The sequence below is a fragment of the Amycolatopsis sp. PSD-21 genome (genome assembly GCF_055561455.1).
In genome coordinates, this window is sequence record NZ_CM145712.1 from 7,985,151 (window position 1) to 8,002,094 (window position 16,944).

Sequence of the window (16,944 nt, forward strand, 5' to 3'; positions counted from 1 at the left end):
ATTCGACGGCGGGTTCCCCTCTCACCGCCACCGACCGCGTCATCTCACACCACCCGGACCGGATGCCGGACGACGGCGTCGAACAGGTAGCCCTGGGAGTTGTGCGGAGTGACCTCCGGCTGGGTGGCACCGGTGATGTCCGTGGCCCGCGCCCGCAGGGTGTAGGTCTCGGGATTGCCGGAGCGCCAAGGGAACTCCCAGCGTTGCCAGCCTCGATCGGCCGCCGCGCCCACGAACTTCGCCTTCCGCCAGCCGGCACCGGTGTCGACTTCGACGCGCCGGATCCGCCCGTTTCCCGACCACGACCGGCCGCGCAGCACATACCTGCCGCCTGCCGCGAATTCGGCGTTCCATGGCAGTTCGAACGCGCTCTTGACCACCTGCCGGGTCACGAGCGCACCCTCCGCCGGATAGTCCGGCCCGAGCAGCCGGTAGTACTGCGTGTTCCACGGCGACACCAGTGGCGTGTCCGAGACTTCGATACGCCCCAGCCATTTGATCGACGAGATCCCGGCCCACGACGGCACGACGAGCCGCACCGGATGACCGTGATCCGGCGGGAGCGGACGCCCGTTCATCTCGTAGGCCAGCAAAACGTCCTGCAACGCCTTCGCGACCGGGAGCGGGCGGCGCACCTTCCCCAGGTTCACCCCGCCGGTGACGTAGTCGGCGTCCAGCCCCTCCGGCAGGACGTCCACCGCGTGCCGCGTCAGGCCCGCTTTGGCCAGCACGGTGGAAAGCCGGACGCCACGCCAGCGCGCGACGCCGATCGCGCCGAGCTTCCACGGCGTGCCGGACACCGCCTGCCCTTGCTGGCTGGTGAAGAAACTCCGCCCGTTGCCCGCGCATTCGATGGCGGAAGTGATCGTCTCCGCGGGCAATTCGAGCAGGTCTCGGTAGCTGAACTCGACCGGCCCTCCACGTAGTCCGGTCCCGAACAGCTTCAGCCGCCAAGTGCCGACGTCGATCGACGGTGTGGCGGTGTGGTTTCGCACGAAGAACCGTTCGACCGGGGTCAACTCGCCCTGGCCGCGCAGTGCCTCCCAGCGCGTCTCCGCGTTGGTGCCGTAGACCTCGAAGATCTCGGGCGGCAAGGGCTTCACGATCGGCGACGCCGCCGACGCCGTTCCAGCGGGAAGCGCACCGAAAGCCGTCAGCGCGAGTGAGCCGCCCGCCGCGAGCCGAAGCAGACCGCGCCTGGAAACCCCATTTCCTTCACACCACTGGGTGAGTCGAGTGCGGTCGTAGGTGGCTTCGTCGGTCAGGCCGATTCCGGTCATGCGGATCATTGTCGGCAGCGTCGGTCCGCGCGGACCAGGACGTCCACAGAGCGGAACCGGTTGTGCCCCGGACGGGGATCGAACCCGCACTGTGTCGATTTTAAGTCGACTGCCTCTGCCAGTTGGGCTACCGGGGCACCGACAGCCTAGGCGATGCCCTTTGGCGCGCGGCTTCAGTACGCCGATATTCGAGCCGACGGCTTAACGCGGTGAAGGCCTCCTTCCCAACGCTCAAGGCAGGGAAGGAGGCCTTCACGGCATCACGAACTCAGGACTTCGACAGCCGGTCGAATTCCTCGCGCGGGTTGTTGATCTGGCCGAGCGAGATGACCTCGCGCCGGAACAGGCCACCGAGCATCCAGTCGAACAGGATGCGGATCTTGCGGTTCCACGTCGGCATCGCCTTGAGGTGGTACGCGCGGTGGAAGAGCCAGGCCGGGAAGCCCTTGATCTTCAGGTTCAGCGCGTCGGCGACACCCTTGTGCAGGCCGAGGCTGGCCACCGCACCCAGGTTCTTGTGGTAGTAGTCCTTCGGCTTGCCGCCGCGGATCACCTTGATGATGTTCTTCGCCAGCAGACGCGCCTGACGGACGGCGTGCTGCGCGTTCGGCGGGCAGGTCGCGGTCGGGTCCTGCTCGGTGCGCGAGAGGTCCGGCACGGCGGCGTTGTCACCGGCGGTCCAGACGTCGGGGTGCCCGACGACCTGCATCGCGGCGGTGGCCTCGACGCGGCCGCGCTTGTCGAGCGGCAGGTCCGAGCTGGCGAGCACCGGGTTCGCCTTCACCCCGGCGGTCCAGATGATCGTGTCGGTGTCGAATTCGGTGCCGTCCGAAAGCACGACGTGACCGTTCTCGAACGACTTCGCCGCTGTCGACAAATAGACTTCAATGCCGCGCTTTTCGAGCTGCTCGACGGTGTACACACCGAGCGTCTCGCGCACCTCGGGAAGGATCCGGCCCGCCGCCTCGACGAGCACCCAGCGGATGTCCTCGACCTTGAGGTTCGGGTAGTAGTTCTCCACCGCGAACCGGGTCATGTCCTCGAGTTCGGCGAGCGCCTCGATACCGGCGAACCCGCCGCCGACGACGGTGAACGTCAGCAGGCGCTTGCGCTGCTCGGGATCGAGCGTACTGGCGGCCTCGTCCAGCTTCGTCATGACGTGGTTGCGCAGGTAGATCGCCTCGCCGATGGTCTTGAAGGCGATGCCCTCCTCGACCAGGCCCGGGATCGGCAGGATGCGCGCGACGGCACCGAGAGCGACCACGAGGACGTCGTAGTTCAACTGCTCGACGTGCCCGTCGGCGGCCTCGACCGTCACGGCCTTGCGCTCGTGCTCGATCTTCGTCACGCGCGCGGTGAGCACGTGGCAGCGCTTGAGCACGCGCCTCAGCGGCACGACCACGTGCCGCGGTTCGATCGCACCGGCCGCCGCCTCGGGCAGGAAGGGGGCATAGGTCATGTGCGGCTGCGGATCAACGACCGTCACGGACGCTTCGTTGGCCCGGAGCATCTTCTGGAGCCCGTACGCCGTGTAGAGCCCGACGTACCCACCACCAAGGACGAGGATCCGTGTCGGTTCCGACTTAACACCAGCCATATTTCTATAGTCGCACCCATCTGCTGAGATCGCTCGGAGACCCCATCCGGCTGTGACCAGCGTCGCCACGCCTTCCGCAACGATTCAGTTCAGGCCGGCCGCCGAGGTCGCGGAGGCGAGGACGTCGCACACCATGTCAAGGGTCAGGCGGCCGGTCTGGACATTGCGCTGCGACACGTGATAACAGCCGAAAAGGCGCAGGTCGCCGAGTTCCAGTTCGGCTCCGTGGCCGAACTTCGGGCGTGGCGCGGGCACCGGCCAGCCCGCCTCCGCGAGCACCGGCAGCAGCGCCTGCCAGCCGAACGCGCCGAGCACCACGACGGCCTTCAGCGTCGGTTTCAGCAACTCGAGCTCCGCCGCGAGCCACGATCGGCAGGTTTCCCGTTCCTCAGGTGTGGGCTTGTTGGCGGGTGGCGCGCATCTCACCGGGGAGACCATCCGGGTCCCGCGGAGCTCGAGGCCGTCACCGATATGGGTCGACGTCGGCTGCGACGCGACTCCGACCCGATGAAGCGCCTTGAAGAGGACGTCACCGGACGGGTCACCGGTGAACAGACGGCCGGTCCGGTTCGCGCCATGTGCCGAAGGGGCCAGACCCACGATCGCCAGCGACGCGTCCGGCGGGCCGAAGCCGGGCACCGGCCGGGCCCAGTAGGTCTCGCCGGCGAAGGCCGCGCGTTTGACCACGGCGATCTCCTCGCGCCACGCGACCAGCCGCGGGCAGGCGCGGCAGCCGACGACCTCGGCGTCGAGTTCGGCGAGCGAGCGGAACCTCATAACGCCTCTTTCAGCGCGTCGCGGGCGAGACGGTCGGCTTGCCGGGTGGTCTCCGGCTGACGGAACGCGGGACACAGCCGCAGCACCTGGCGGCACGCGTTGTCCAGCGAGATCTTGTGGCCGACGGAGACGTAAACGGGCTTCACCCCGTCTTGGGTGCGCAGGACCGCGCCGACGACCTCGCCGTCGTCCAGCAGGGGCGCCCGCGAGCCGCGTTCGAGGCCCGGCTCGTCGTGTTCGCCGACGAACCGGGTCTTGCCGACGCCGACGGACGGCAGACCGGTCACGACGCCGACGTGGCAAGCGAGCCCGAACCGGCGCGGATGCGCCAGGCCATGGCCGTCACAGACCAGCAGATCGGGGACGTGGTCGAGCGCGCGGAGGGCGTCGAGCAGCGGCGGCAGCTCGCGGAACGCGAAAAGGCCCGGTTCGTACGGGAACGAGATACGGGAAACGACGGACCGCTTTTCCACGACGCGGAATCCGTCGGCTTCGAGGGTGACCGCGGCGGCCGCGATGAGGCCGCTTTCCTCGTCGTAGGCGACGTCCAGCCCGGTGACCGTGACGATCTCTTGTGGACAGCGATCTTCGAGTTCGACCAGGCCACGCAGGGTTTCCTGGATCCCGATCGCCTCCTGGGGCGTGCTCGGGCGATCATGCGCCGTGACGATGTCCACACCTACAGACTGCCAGTAAGTTGGAGGCATGCCGGACACCAATCCCGATGAGAAGGCCGCCGACGAGAAGGACACCCCGTCGGTGGAAACCAAGGTCGAGCCGACCGACGACCTGGTCACCACGAAGCACACGCTGACCCTCAAGCGCAAGAAGCTCGCCTACACCGCCCAGACCGGGCGGATCGTGCTGCGGAAGGAGGTCATCACCGACGGCAAGTCCGAGGGCTACAAGGCCAAGGCCGAGGTGTTCGTGACCTCCTACACGCTCGACGACGCGGAGCCCGGCTCGCGCCCGGTCACGTTCGCGTTCAACGGCGGGCCCGGCTCGGCGAGCGTCTGGCTGCACATGGGGCTGCTCGGCCCGCGCCGGGTGCTTTCGGGCGATGTCGACGACCCGGTCGCGCCGCCCTACGGGCTGACCGACAACCAGGAAACCCTGCTGGCGCACAGCGACCTGGTGTTCATCGACCCGGTGTCGACCGGCTATTCACGCGCCGTGGACGGCGAGGCAGCCAAGGAGTACCACGGGTACACCGCCGACATCGAGTCCATCGGCGAGGTCATCCGGCTGTGGGTCTCGCGCAAACAGCGCTGGCTGTCGCCGAAGTTCCTCGCAGGCGAGTCGTACGGCACGCTCCGCGCGGCCGGGCTGGCGTCGCATCTCCAGGAACGCCACGGCATGTACCTGAACGGGCTGCTGTTGATCTCGTCCGTGCTGGACCTGGGCACGCTGCGGTTCACCGAGGGCAACGACCTGCCGTACTCGCTCTACGTGCCGACGTACGCGGCGATCGCGCACTACCACGGCCTTCACGGCGACCGCCCGCTCGACGACGTCCTCGCCGACGCCGAGGACTTCGCGGCCAAGGAACTCCCCTGGGCTCTGGCGCGCGGCGCGCGTCTGTCCACACAGGACCGTGCCGAAGCGGTGGCGACGCTCGCTTCCCTGACCGGCCTGAGCGAGTCCTATGTGGACAGGGTCAACCTGCGGATCGAGCACGTGCGGTACTTTACCGAGCTGTTGCGGGACAAGGGTCTCGTCGTCGGCCGGATGGACGGCCGGTTCACCACCTGGGAACCCGACGGCGGACGCGAGCACATGAGCGACGACCCGTCGATCTCGCGGATCATCGGCGCCTACACGGGCGGGCTCAACCACTACGTGCGGGCCGAACTCGGCTACGAGAACGACCTGCCGTACGAGGTCCTGTCGACCGACGTCTTCAAGGCCTGGTCGTACTCGGACTTCGAGGGCCGCTCGGTGTCCTCTGTGGACTCGCTCGCGTCGGCCATGCGGGCGAACCCGCACCTTCGGGTGCACGTCGCCTTCGGCCACTACGACGGCGCGACGCCGTACTTCGCTTCGGAGCATGTGCTGGCACGCCTGCAGATTCCCGAGGAGCTGCGGGAGAACATCGACACGGCGTACTACCCGGCCGGGCACATGATGTACGTGCACGAGGAGTCGCGGGTGCGGCAGGCGAAGGACCTGGCGAAGTTCATCAAGACCGCTTCCGGGAAGTAGCCGGAGACTCGTGAGTGGTAAGGACGGTTAGAACCGTCCTTACCACTCACGAGCCACAAAGATCAGCCTCGCAGGTACTGCGCCCCGCGAGTGACGGCCGACCAGGCGTCGACGCCACCGTGGCCGTAGAAGCCGTTGAACGAAGCGTCACCGGTGCAGGTCGCGGTGAACGACGCGTCCCGGCCTTCGTCCAGGTAGTCGACGGTCCGCGGCACCGGGCAGGCGATGTCGGAAGCCGTGCCTTCGAGCACCCGCTGCACCGCGTCCGGGTTCATCCCGAAGTCGCGCGAACCCTTGCCGTACTGCGAAACGATCAGCGCGGCGACACCCGAAGCGTGCGGCGACGCCATCGACGTGCCCTGCAGCCACTGGTAGTAGCCGACGCGGCCGTCGGCGGCGGTCGCCTTCTGGATACCGGCGGCGACACCGTCGGGCGTGAGGTTCCCGTCCGCGTCGATCATGCCCTCCGCGACACCGACGTTGCGCGGGTACGTCGAAAGGATCATGTTCTCGTTCGTGCGGTGCCACGGGGTGCCGAAGTAATCACGGAAGTATCCGCCGGGCGCGGACACCGAGATCTGCTCGACGCCGTAGTTCGAGTAGTCCGCCTTCGCCTGCGACGGCCCGAAGGACGAGACACCGATCGTGTGCGGGCCCTCGACGGGCAGCGAGAGGCAGCTCGCGTTGTCGATCTGCCGCGGGTGCGTGCTGTTCGAAGGGTAGTTGGGGCTCGACGCGTCGGGCTGCGGGGCGCCGAGGTCGCTGTGCTGGTTGCCCAGCGAGACGACCTGGGTGACGCCCTTGCGGTGCGCGTAGTTCAGCGCACGGGTCGTCGCCTCGATGATGGTGCGCTGCTCGGCCTGCTGCTCGGCCGAGTCCGCGGGGTTCGCGGTGCAGTTGTACAGCCAGGGATCCGTGAAGAAGCTCATGTTCACGACGTCCACACCGGCGTCGCCGGCGTAGGTGATCGCGTCCACGGTCGGCTGCAGGAAGAACGAGCCCGAGTCCTGCCCGGCGCGGAGGTTCACCAGCGTCACGTTCGGGGCGACCCCCGAGACACCGAAACCGTTCGCGGCCGCGCCGATGGTGCCGGCGACGTGCGTGCCGTGCCCGTTGTCGTCGTGGTCCGCAGGGTCGACACAGCCACGGAACTCACACGGCCCGTCGACGACGGCGCCGTTCACGTCGGTGACGATGTCCTTGGTGAAGTTCCGCGACGCCGCGCGGTCGAAGTTCGGCGCGATGTCCGGGTGGCTGCCGTCGACACCGGTGTCGATGACGCCGACCTTCACCCGCTTGTCACCCGGCTGCTTGGTACGCGAAAGGTCCGACCGGACGGACTTGAGGCCCCAGAGCTGATCGTCGAGCGGGTCCATGCCGACGGCGTTCGCCTGCACCGGTTTCTTGGCCGAAGCGGCGCCGCGGCCCTCCTTCTCGACACCTCCCTGCTTGTCCTTCGCCTTGCCCTGCTTCGGCGCGGTGCCGATCGCCTTCGCTTTGGCGGCACCGAAGACCGCCCGGTCCGCGGAGACGCGCTCGGCGAAACCGTTGGCGGGCGCGGTCGCGGTGACCAGGCCGACCGCGGCGTTGCTCGTCACGACGGTGCCCCCGGCGGCGCGGACCGCCCTTTCCACCGAAGCGACGCTCTGGCCGTCCCGAGCCAGCACCGAGAACTCGGTCGCCGCCCCGGAGAGCTGCGGCTGCGCGGAAGCCGTCGGCGCGGCCACGATCGCGCCGAACAGCGGTACCGCGAGCGCGATCACGAGAGATCTGGACTTCTTCACTTCCTGCCTCCTGAAGGAAAACTATTCGGGCAAACTACGTCAGCGATCCCTGCGTAGCAACGAAGTCCCTACGAAAGTCAGGGGACGACGGTTTTCTCCTCCGCGAAATGACAGGCGGACAAATGCCCGCCGGACCGGGTGATCAATTCGGGTTCCTGCTCCGCGCAAATGTCCTGCGCCTTCCAGCACCGCGTGCGGAACCGGCAGCCGGACGGCGGATCCAGCGGGCTCGGCACGTCGCCTTCCAGGCGGATCACCTGCCGCTGCCCGCGCAACGCCGGATCCGCGACCGGCACCGCGGACAGCAGCGCCTGCGTATAGGGATGCGACGGATGTTCGTAGATCTCTTCTTCGGTCCCCATTTCCACGATCTTGCCGAGATACATCACCGCTACCCGCGTGGAAAGGTGACGGACAACCGACAGATCGTGTGCGATGAACACATAGGAAAGGCCGAATTCCTTCTGCAGATCACCGAGCAGGTTCATCACCTGCGCCTGGATCGAAACGTCGAGCGCGGAAACCGGCTCGTCGCAGATGATCACCTTCGGCCGCAACGCCAGCGCCCGCGCGATCCCGATGCGCTGACGCTGCCCGCCGGAGAACTGGTGCGGATAGCGGTTGATGTGCTCGGGATTCAGCCCGACGACGTCGAGCAGCTCCCGCACCTTCGCCGCCCGCGATCCCTTCGGCGCCACCTCGGTGTGAATCTCGAAGGGTTCGCCGATGATGTCGCCGACCGTCATCCTCGGGTTCAACGAGGTGTACGGATCCTGCAGCACGATCTGGATCTCGCGCCGCAGCTTCCTCAGTTCGGCTCCCCGCAACGCGAAGATGTCGCGACCCTCGAAGGTCGCGAGCCCGCCGGTGGGTTCTTCCAGCCGCATCAGCACCTGGGCCAAAGTGGACTTTCCGCACCCGGATTCCCCCACCACACCGAGCGTTTCGCCCGGCATGAGATCGAAGGAGACACCGTCGACGGCCTTCACCTGCCCGATGGTGCGCTTGAAGAGGATCCCGGCCCGCACCGGGAAGTACTTCACCAGGTTTTCGACGCGCAGAATGGGCTCAGACACGGTCGCTCACCACCTCGTCGGCGAAGTGGCAGGCGCTGACCCGGCCGAAGCCGAGGTTGTGCAGGGCGGGCCGTTCGGTCTCGCAGCGGCTTTCCGCCCGCGGGCAGCGCGGATGGAACGGGCAGCCGGGCGGGATGTTCAGCAGGCTCGGCGGCAGGCCCTTGATGGTCTCCAGCGTCTGTCCTTTGAGGTCGAGCCGCGGCAAGGAGGCCATCAGCGCCTCGGTGTAGGGATGCCCCGGCGAACGGAACAGCTCGGTGACGTCGGCCTGTTCGACGATCCGGCCCGCGTACATCACGGCGATCCGGTCGGCGACCTCGGCGACCACCGCCAGGTCGTGGGTGATCAGGATCAGCCCCATCCGCCGTTCGGCCTGGATCTCCGCCAGCAGGTCCATGATCTGGGCCTGCACGGTGACGTCGAGCGCGGTCGTCGGCTCGTCCGCGATCAGCAGATCCGGGTCGAGCGCGAGCGACATGGCGATCATCGCGCGCTGCCGCATCCCGCCGGAGAACTGGTGCGGGTACTCGCGGACCCGGCGGGCGGCGGCGGGGATGCGCACGGTGTCGAGCAGTTCGATCGCCCGTTTCCTCGCGTCCTTTTTGGACATGCCGAGCCGGACCCGCAGCTGTTCCTCGATCTGGAATCCCACGGTGAACACGGGATTCAGCGCCGAGAGCGCGTCCTGGAAGATCATCGCGATCTCCCCGCCCCGCACCTCACGCCGCCGCTCTTCGGTGGCGGTGAGCAGATCCTCGCCGCGGTAACGGACCGCGCCGCCGGTGACGACGGCGGGCGGGCTGTCGAGGATGCCCATCACCGTCTGCGCGGTCACGCTCTTACCGGAGCCTGATTCTCCCAGCACGGCAAGGGTTTCCCCCGCGTGCACGGAGTAGTCGACGCCGTTGAGCACGGTCGCGACGCCGTCGGACGTGCGGAATTCGACATGGAGGTCTTCCACCTCCAGCAGCAGTTCGTCGGTCACGGACGATCACCGGGCCTTCGGGTCGAGCGCGTCGCGGATGCCGTCACCGAGCATGACGAACGCGAGCACGGTGATGGTCACGAACCCCGCGGGGAACAACAACATGTGCGGATTCACCCGGAAGTAGTCCCGCGCGTCGCTGATCATCACGCCCCAGGAGACGACCGGCGGCCGCACGCCGACCCCGAGATACGCCAGCGTCGCTTCCGCGCCGATGAACGCGCCGAGCGCGATGGTCCCGTAGACCAGCACCGGCGCGACCGTGTTCGGCAGCAGATGCCGGAACACGATGCGCGGCGTGCTCGCGCCGAGACCGCGCGCGGCCTTGACGTAGTCGAGCTGTTTGGCCACCAGCGTCGCCGACCGCATGATGCGCATCGCCACCGGCCAGCTCAGCGCGGCGATCGACACGACCACCTGCACGATGATCGTGACCACCCCGGGGTTCGAGCCGGGCGCGTTGAACGTGGTCAGGATGACGATCGCGCCGAGCACGAACGGCAGCGCCGCGAAGATGTCGCCCACCCGCGAGAACAGGCTGTCGACGAGACGGCCGTAGTACCCGGCGATGATCCCCACCACCGAGCCGATCAGGATCGTCAGCACCGTCGCGAAGACACCGACCAGCAGTGACGCCCGCGCGCCGTGGATCGTCCGCGCGTAGACGTCGTAACCCTGGTTGTCGTAACCGAACCAGGCGTCCGCGGACGGTCCTTCGTTGGCGTGGAGCAGATCGCTGAACCCGGCGGGCCGGGAGCTGAACAGGTCGGGCGCGATCGCGATGAGCACGACGAGCGTGATGATGACGGCGGAGATGATGAACGACGGCCGTTTGCGCAACATCCGCCAGGCGTCGCCGCCGAGGCTGCGCGGTTTGTGCGCCTCCGCGGAATCGTCGGCGACACCGGCGCCGGCGACGTCCACAGAGGACACTCCGCCGGCCACGTTGGGGTCAGTCATAACGGATCCTCGGGTCGAGAACGGCGTAGAGCAGGTCGACGATGAGACTCACCAGCAGGTAGACCACCACCAGCAGGACGACGACGCCGGTGACGGTGGCGCCCTCCCGGTTCTGGATACCGCGGAAGATGAGCCCGCCGATGCCGTTGATGTTGAACACGCCTTCGGTGACGATGGCCCCGCCCATGAGCGCGCCGATGTCGGTACCGATGAAGGTCAGCACCGGGATCACCGAGTTCCGCAGCAGGTGCACGCCGACGACGCGGCTGCGCGGCTGCCCCTTCGCGACGGCGGTGCGGACGTAGTCGGCGTGCCGGTTCTCGGCGATGCTCGTTCTGGTCAGCCGGGCTATGTAGGCCATGGAGAGGCTGCCGAGCGCGATGCCCGGCACGATCAGCTCGCCGATCGTGGCGTCCTCGGACACGCTCGCGTCGATGATGCCCAGTTCCGAACCGAGCACGATCTGGAGCACGATCGCGGTGACGAACACCGGGATCGAGATCAGGAACGTGGTGGACATCAGCACGAGGTTGTCGAGGAAACCCTTGCCGCGCAGGCCGGTCAGGATGCCCGCGGACAGGCCGATGATCGCTTCGATGGCCACCGCGATGAGGGCGAGCCGGACCGTCACCGGATAGGCGTTCCCGATCAGTTCGCCGACCGAGACGCCGTTGAAGGTCTCGCCCCAGTCGCCGGTGAACAGGTTGCCGAGGTATTTGAAGTACTGGACGAAGATCGAATCGTCGAGATTGAACTTCGCGGTCATCATCTCGATGTAGGCGGGCGGGCAGGCGACCTGACCGCATTTGCCGGCGAACGGGTCGCCGGGCACCGCCCACACGAGGGCGTAGATGAGGAACGTCGTGCCGAAGAAGACCGGGATGAGTTGAAGTAGTCGTCGGAGGATGTACTGGGGCATGGGCGTGCCGTCCTGAAGATCGCGTGGTGGGAGCCTTCGGTCCAGCGGGTCGTGAGTGGCGTTTCGGGTTCTAACCCGAAACGCCACTCACGACCGCACGGAGCCTGCGAAGTGCGTTACTTCGCCGCGACCTCGATGGACGAGTAGTCCGCGAGACGACCGAAGTCGAGCTTCGCGACCTTGAGCCGGTTCGACTTGCCGCCGACACCCTTCTCTTCCCACACGGGGATCTGGGGCAGATCCTTCGCGATCAGGTCCTCGGCCTGCTGGTACAGCTTGATCGCGGCCGCCTTGTCGGCGGTCTGGTCCGCCTGGGTCAGCAGCGCGTCGACGGCCGGGTTGTTGTACGTGGAGTCGTTCGACGAACCGGTGCTCTTGTAGCGCGGGTTCAGGTAGTTCTCGATCGACGGGTAGTCGGCGGACCAGTCGGAGCGGCCCATGCCGGTCAGCTGGCGGTTGTTGACGATGCTGCGCCACTGCCCGAAGTCGGTCGCCGGCACGAAGTCGCATTCGACGCCGAGCGCGTTCTTGATGCTGTTGCACGCCGCGACCAGCGGCTCCTTGCGGCCACCGTCGGCGTTCGACGCGATGGTCAGCTTGCCGGTGAAACCGGACTTCGCGAAGTACTCCTTGGCCTTCACCGGATCGAACTTGCAGAACTCGCCGCAGACACCGGGCCGGTAGCCCTCGATACCGCGCGACACGTAGCCGTCGGCGGGCGCGTAGGTGTCGTTCATGACGGTCTTGACGATCTGCTCGCGGTCGATGGCCAGCGAGATCGCCTTGCGCAGGTCGAGGTTGTTGTAACCCGGGACGTAGTACGGGAGGGCCAGCGCGCTGATGCCGAGCAGCTTCCCTTCGACCAGACGCTCACCGAGGTCGGTCTTGTACTTGCCACCGGCCTTCGCCGCGGGCGGGAGCGCCTCCATGAAGTCGAGGCGGTTGCTCAGCAGGTCCTGGTACGCGGTCTCCTGGCTGGTGTAGATGCGGACTTCCAGGTCCTTGAACTTGACCTTGTCCTCACCCTGGTATTCGTCGAACCGCGTGAGCTTCATGTTCTGGTTCGGCGTGCGCGAAACGAACTTCAGCGGTCCGTTCCCGATGGGGGCCTTGGCGAACGCCTCCGGATCGGCGAAGAACTTGTCCGGCAGCGGCGCGAAGGCGAGGTAGCCGATCTTGGTGGCGAACACGGAGAACGGCCCCTTGAGGGTGGCCTGGAACTCGTAGTCGTTCACGACCTTGAGCCCGGACATCGTCTGGACGGCCGGTTCCTTGGCGCTGATCTCGTCGTAGCCCTGGATCTGCTCGAAGAACGACGCGTTCTGCATGCCGTTCTTGCCGTTCGCGCTGTAGTTCCAGGCGTCGACGAAGTTCTTGGCCTTGACCTCGGTCCCGTCGTGGAACTTCCAGCCCTTCTTGATCTTGATGTCGAAGACCTTGGAATCGGTCGTGGTGATCGATTCGGCCATCAGGTTGTACGGCTCGGCGGTGTCGGACTTGTAGCCGACGAGCGCCGAGAAGACCGGCTTGAGGGCCTTGGACCCACCGAGCTCGTTGGTGTTGGCGGGAATCAGCGAGTTCTCCGGCTCGGTGCCGTAGACCGAAACCGACGCGTTGGCGTCGACGGCGCCGGACCCCTTGTTCTCGCTGGAGCCACCACCTCCACAGGCCGTCAGCAGCATGGCCGCCGTGGCCACCACCGCCGTCGCTCCCCAGAACCCGCGTGAAGCCCGCATGTCCACTCCAACTCTCGTCGTCGGATAGTCCGGCGAGCGCTGGTCGCGCCCCACCGTCCAGAAGGTGAGACGACGCTATGGGACAGGTGAAGCCGATCACAGTGCGTTGGTGTTGCAAATGTGTGACGGTCTCCCGGACCACCCGGTTAGAGCACAACGTTGGTAGGAACCACGCTGCGCCGAACGGCCCAATCCGGACTGGAGGTCACCGCTTGATCACCTAAAGAAATGGCTTCCTGTAAGAGAAAACCCGACTGTCAGGCCAGCGACAGCGCGATCCCGTCGAGGATGTCGTGCTCGGAGATCACCAGTTCGTCGGGACCACCGCGCGTGGCGAACTGCTCGGCCAGCACCTGCACGATCACCGAGCCGCCACCGATCACGTCGACCCGGCCGGGGTGGATCACCGGGTTCGCGGCGCGGGTCGCGTGGTCGGCCGTGAGGAGCGACTGCGCGACGCGGTCGATGTCGGCGTGGGAGAGCTTCGAAAGGTGGGTGCGCTCGGAGTCGTACTCCGACAGGCCCTGCGCCACGGCGGTCAGGGTCGTGACCGTCCCGGCGACGCCGATCCACGTCTTGGCGGTGGACACGTCCACCACGTCGAAGGCCTCGGTGAGGACCTTGGCGGCCAGCTCACGGGCTTCGGCGATTTCGGCCGCGGTCGGCGGGTCGGACTTCAGCGCGCGTTCGGTGATGCGCACGCAGCCGATGTCGACCGACTTTGCCGCGATGACCTCGGCCTGGCGGCCGTCCCAGGTGCCGACCACGAGCTCGGTCGAGCCGCCGCCGACGTCGACCACCACGAAGGGGCCGTCGTCGGGGTCCTGCTCGCCGACCGCGCCGGTGAAGGACAGGCGCGCCTCTTCGTCCCCGCTGATGACTTCGGCCTCGGTGCCGAGCACCTCGCGCGTCATCGCGAAGAACTCGTCGCGGTTGCTCGCGTCGCGGGTCGCGGACGTCGCGACCATGCGGACCTTTTCGACGCCCTTGCGGCGCGCGGCGATCGTGTAGTCGGCCAGCGCCTTGCGGGTGCGCTCGAGCGCCTCGGGGGCCAGCTTGCCGGTGGCGTCCACGCCCTGGCCGAGGCGGACGATCCGCATCTCGCGGTGCAGGTCGCGCAGGTCGACCGTCCCGTCGTGGCGGGGCGTCAGCTCGGCGACGAGCAGGCGGATGGAGTTGGTCCCACAGTCGATCGCGGCAACACGAGGCATGCCCCGAGCTTAGACAATGCGATCAGGGCGTCTTGGTACCGCTGGCGTCCGATGACGTCACCGTCGTGGTCGTCGTGGTCGTCGTCGGCGACGAGCAGGTCGAAGGTGGAGCCGGGGTCGTGGTGGTCGGACTCGTGCTCGAAGTCGGGTGCGTCTCCGTCACCGTGACCGTCGGGCAGGCCGGCAGCTTCGTGCTCGTCGTCGGCGACGAGGACGAGCCCGAATTGCTCGGCGACAGCGAACTCGACGACGGCGGCGGCGTCACCGAACCGGGCGGCGTCGACGGCACCGGAGGCGACGGTACGGACGCGGGCGGCGGAGCGGCACCGGCGTTCGGGGCGCCGATGGGCACCTTGCTGTCCGGCGTCGGCAGCACACCGGTGCGGTACGCCTCGGCCCAGATCAGCACGGTGTTCACGTAGGTGTCCGAGTTGTTGTAGCGGAACACGGCCGCGCGCAGCTGGTCCGGTTTGGACAGGTCGAGCCCGCCGGAGCACAGGTACCGGCCCGTGCCCAGCGCGGCGTCGAAGATGTTGTTCGGGTTGGACTCGCCGTCGCCGTTGCCGTCGGAGGCGTAGCCCTTCCACGTCGACGGGATGAACTGCGTCGGGCCGACGGCGCGGTCCCACACCGTGTCGCCGTCGAATTTGCCGCCGTCGGTGTCCGGGATGGCGGCGAACGGCCCGGCGCCGTTGAGCTGCGGGCCGAGGATCGGTTCGAGGGTGTTGCCCTTCGCGTCGACGTAACCGCCGCGTGCGTGATTGGACTCGATGCGGCCGATACTCGCGATCAAAGCCCAGTCGATGTGGCAGCCGGGCTGTTCGGCGATGAGGATGTCGGCGGCGTTGCGGTACGCGGCGAGCGCGGTGACCGGGATACCGAGCGGTCCCTCGGGGAGTTCGTCCGCGGGGAGCGGGAGCGGGGTCGGCGCGTTCGGCAGGCTGCCGTCGACGCCGATCTGCTGGACGAGCGGGTTCTTCGGGTCGTAGCCGCCGACGAGGGCGACGGTGCCGGACTGGACCGTGCTCGCCGTCGCGGCCCAGCTGCCGGTACCGACGACCGCGGCACAGGCCGGGACGATGGCGAGGACACCTCCGGCCACCGCGGCGATCGTGCGGTGCCGGAGACAGAGTCTCCTGACATGACCTGTCACCGCGCCTGGCACGTGCCTCACGCGCATAACTCAGAACCCTCCCGGCGGATCACGACTCGGCGACCCGGTACTCACTCACCCCGACACCCCCACACCTGGTGCCCAGCCTGCCGCATGCGGTGACCGGTTTCACCCCATAGGGGAAGACCAGTTGGTCGACATCCGGTGAATTAACCCACCTGGAGGAACTATCTGTACACCGCGGGCCGGTGTTACCCCTGGCAGTCGCCGGACGGCCAGCCGTTCTCTTTGAGCAAAGCGAGCGTTTCGTCCCCGAACGGGTTCACGCCGGGGCCGACGGCCAGCGTGTGCGCCAGGTGGACGTGCAGGCATTTGACGCGGCCGGGCATCCCGCCCGCGCTGACCTCGTGGCCGAGCGAGTCGATGGCGTCGCGTTCGGCGAGGTAGCTCTCGTGGGTCCGCTGGTAGGCGGCCGCCAGCTCGGGGTCCTCCGCGAGCCGGTCGGTCATCTCCTTCATCAGCCCGGACGCCTCGAGCGTGCCGACCATGGAAGTCAGCTTCGGGCAGGTCAAGTAGTAGAGCGTGGGGAACGGCGTGCCGTCGTCGAGACGGGGGCTCGTCTGCACGACCGACGGGTGGCCGCTCGGGCAGCGCGCGGCGACGGCGCGCAGCGCACGGGGGGCCCGGCCGAGCTGTTCCGCGATGATCTCGCGGTCGGCGTCGGTCACAGGCTCGTATGAAGACTTTTCCGTGCTGTTCACACCCATAAGGCTAAAGGGCGCACTTCAGCCGCCCGCGACCTGATCCCACAGCTTCTCGTACCAGGAGCCCGCGGGCACCGGCTGCTGACCTTGCGGCTGCCCCTGCTCGGGCGCCTTGTCTTCGGGGAGCTGCACGATGTACGGCGTCTCGCCGGGCTTCACGAAACCGAACCGCTTACGCGCCTCCGCCTCGATCTGCGCCGGATCGCTCAGCTCGGCCTTGCGGCCTTCCAGCTGGGTGACGCTCCGCTGCAGTTCGGACTGCAGCTGCTGCTGCTCGGTGACCTCGGACTTCTGGCTGAGGTACGTGCGCAGCGGGACGGCGATGGTGAACGCGAGCGCGCACACCACGATCGCCACCACCGCGGCCCGGCGGGTGGTGGACATGCCGAGCACCTTCGCGGCGCCCGATGCCCGTTTCGCCGCCAGGCTGCGGCGCAGCCGGGTTCGGGCGCGGACCTCCGTCGTCGTCGTGCGACGGGCGCTCTCAGGTCGGCGGCCCCTGCTGGAGCCGCCGCCGTCCGCGCGCCCGTTACGACGGG

Annotated in this window: 15 protein-coding genes and 1 tRNA gene; 1 reads left to right on the forward strand and 15 read right to left on the reverse strand. The window is 67.7% G+C overall.

What is annotated here, in order from left to right:
- Positions 1 to 44 precede the first annotated feature (44 nt).
- From ACZ1DY_RS37515 to ACZ1DY_RS37535, 5 genes are all read right to left on the reverse strand, one after another.
- Positions 45 to 1,280: a sulfite oxidase gene (locus ACZ1DY_RS37515; protein WP_465482480.1), complete on the reverse strand. Its 1,236-nt coding sequence runs from the start codon at positions 1,278 to 1,280 to the stop codon at positions 45 to 47.
- 63 nt (positions 1,281 to 1,343) lie between these two features.
- Positions 1,344 to 1,417, reverse strand: a tRNA-Leu gene (locus ACZ1DY_RS37520).
- Between the two features lie 131 nt (positions 1,418 to 1,548).
- Positions 1,549 to 2,877: an NAD(P)/FAD-dependent oxidoreductase gene (locus tag ACZ1DY_RS37525; protein WP_007028829.1), complete on the reverse strand. Its 1,329-nt coding sequence runs from the start codon at positions 2,875 to 2,877 to the stop codon at positions 1,549 to 1,551.
- An 84-nt stretch (positions 2,878 to 2,961) separates the two neighbouring features.
- Positions 2,962 to 3,654: a uracil-DNA glycosylase gene (locus tag ACZ1DY_RS37530; RefSeq protein WP_034305522.1), complete on the reverse strand. Its 693-nt coding sequence runs from the start codon at positions 3,652 to 3,654 to the stop codon at positions 2,962 to 2,964.
- Complete coding sequence (locus ACZ1DY_RS37535; protein ID WP_465482481.1) at positions 3,651 to 4,331, reverse strand: endonuclease V; 681 nt, start codon at positions 4,329 to 4,331, stop codon at positions 3,651 to 3,653. Before ACZ1DY_RS37535 ends, ACZ1DY_RS37530 begins: the two co-directional genes overlap by 4 nt.
- Before the next feature lie 28 nt (positions 4,332 to 4,359).
- On the opposite strand from ACZ1DY_RS37535, the gene ACZ1DY_RS37540 reads away from it, so the two are divergent.
- Positions 4,360 to 5,856, forward strand: coding sequence for a S10 family peptidase (locus ACZ1DY_RS37540; protein ID WP_192743499.1), 1,497 nt, complete (start codon positions 4,360 to 4,362; stop codon positions 5,854 to 5,856).
- Between the two features lie 62 nt (positions 5,857 to 5,918).
- Here the strand turns inward: ACZ1DY_RS37540 and ACZ1DY_RS37545 are convergent, their stop codons facing one another.
- From ACZ1DY_RS37545 to ACZ1DY_RS37590, 10 genes are all read right to left on the reverse strand, one after another.
- Positions 5,919 to 7,619: a S8 family serine peptidase gene (locus tag ACZ1DY_RS37545; RefSeq protein WP_465485761.1), complete on the reverse strand. Its 1,701-nt coding sequence runs from the start codon at positions 7,617 to 7,619 to the stop codon at positions 5,919 to 5,921.
- Positions 7,620 to 7,717: 98 nt separating this feature from the next.
- A complete protein-coding gene (locus ACZ1DY_RS37550) occupies positions 7,718 to 8,716 on the reverse strand; it encodes an ABC transporter ATP-binding protein (protein ID WP_257484352.1) in 999 nt (332 codons plus the stop codon).
- A complete protein-coding gene (locus tag ACZ1DY_RS37555) occupies positions 8,709 to 9,701 on the reverse strand; it encodes an ABC transporter ATP-binding protein (protein ID WP_257484351.1) in 993 nt (330 codons plus the stop codon). The genes ACZ1DY_RS37550 and ACZ1DY_RS37555 overlap by 8 nt, the downstream gene beginning before the upstream one ends.
- Positions 9,702 to 9,707: 6 nt before the next feature.
- Positions 9,708 to 10,661 (reverse strand): ABC transporter permease, encoded by a 954-nt coding sequence (locus ACZ1DY_RS37560; protein ID WP_192743503.1) that lies wholly within the window; start codon positions 10,659 to 10,661, stop codon positions 9,708 to 9,710.
- Positions 10,654 to 11,580, reverse strand: a complete 927-nt coding sequence (locus ACZ1DY_RS37565) for an ABC transporter permease (protein ID WP_126736441.1) — start codon at positions 11,578 to 11,580, stop codon at positions 10,654 to 10,656. Before ACZ1DY_RS37565 ends, ACZ1DY_RS37560 begins: the two co-directional genes overlap by 8 nt.
- A gap of 116 nt (positions 11,581 to 11,696) precedes the next feature.
- Positions 11,697 to 13,316 (reverse strand): peptide ABC transporter substrate-binding protein, encoded by a 1,620-nt coding sequence (locus tag ACZ1DY_RS37570; protein ID WP_465482482.1) that lies wholly within the window; start codon positions 13,314 to 13,316, stop codon positions 11,697 to 11,699.
- Between the two features lie 257 nt (positions 13,317 to 13,573).
- Positions 13,574 to 14,527 (reverse strand): Ppx/GppA phosphatase family protein, encoded by a 954-nt coding sequence (locus ACZ1DY_RS37575; protein ID WP_037342450.1) that lies wholly within the window; start codon positions 14,525 to 14,527, stop codon positions 13,574 to 13,576.
- A gap of 22 nt (positions 14,528 to 14,549) precedes the next feature.
- A complete protein-coding gene (locus ACZ1DY_RS37580) occupies positions 14,550 to 15,707 on the reverse strand; it encodes a lytic transglycosylase domain-containing protein (protein ID WP_465482483.1) in 1,158 nt (385 codons plus the stop codon).
- A gap of 185 nt (positions 15,708 to 15,892) precedes the next feature.
- Positions 15,893 to 16,408: a DUF501 domain-containing protein gene (locus ACZ1DY_RS37585; RefSeq protein WP_185927323.1), complete on the reverse strand. Its 516-nt coding sequence runs from the start codon at positions 16,406 to 16,408 to the stop codon at positions 15,893 to 15,895.
- Positions 16,409 to 16,426: 18 nt separating this feature from the next.
- The gene (locus ACZ1DY_RS37590; RefSeq protein WP_091598626.1) at positions 16,427 to 16,789 is read right to left on the reverse strand and encodes an FtsB family cell division protein; all 363 of its coding nucleotides are present in this window, start codon (positions 16,787 to 16,789) and stop codon (positions 16,427 to 16,429) included.
- Positions 16,790 to 16,944: the final 155 nt, after the last annotated feature.

Excerpts from the sequence above, each read along its gene's own strand:
- ACZ1DY_RS37515 (WP_465482480.1), bottom strand. The coding sequence starts at position 1,280 with ATGACCGGAATCGGCCTGACCGACGAAGCCACCTACGACCGCACTCGA.
- ACZ1DY_RS37525 (WP_007028829.1), bottom strand. The coding sequence starts at position 2,877 with ATGGCTGGTGTTAAGTCGGAACCGACACGGATCCTCGTCCTTGGTGGT.
- ACZ1DY_RS37530 (WP_034305522.1), bottom strand. The coding sequence starts at position 3,654 with ATGAGGTTCCGCTCGCTCGCCGAACTCGACGCCGAGGTCGTCGGCTGC.
- ACZ1DY_RS37540 (WP_192743499.1), top strand. The coding sequence starts at position 4,360 with ATGCCGGACACCAATCCCGATGAGAAGGCCGCCGACGAGAAGGACACC.
- ACZ1DY_RS37560 (WP_192743503.1), bottom strand. The coding sequence starts at position 10,661 with ATGACTGACCCCAACGTGGCCGGCGGAGTGTCCTCTGTGGACGTCGCC.
- ACZ1DY_RS37565 (WP_126736441.1), bottom strand. The coding sequence starts at position 11,580 with ATGCCCCAGTACATCCTCCGACGACTACTTCAACTCATCCCGGTCTTC.
- ACZ1DY_RS37570 (WP_465482482.1), bottom strand. The coding sequence starts at position 13,316 with ATGCGGGCTTCACGCGGGTTCTGGGGAGCGACGGCGGTGGTGGCCACG.
- ACZ1DY_RS37575 (WP_037342450.1), bottom strand. The coding sequence starts at position 14,527 with ATGCCTCGTGTTGCCGCGATCGACTGTGGGACCAACTCCATCCGCCTG.
- ACZ1DY_RS37580 (WP_465482483.1), bottom strand. The coding sequence starts at position 15,707 with ATGCGCGTGAGGCACGTGCCAGGCGCGGTGACAGGTCATGTCAGGAGA.
- ACZ1DY_RS37585 (WP_185927323.1), bottom strand. The coding sequence starts at position 16,408 with ATGGGTGTGAACAGCACGGAAAAGTCTTCATACGAGCCTGTGACCGAC.
- ACZ1DY_RS37590 (WP_091598626.1), bottom strand. The coding sequence starts at position 16,789 with ATGTCCACCACCCGCCGGGCCGCGGTGGTGGCGATCGTGGTGTGCGCG.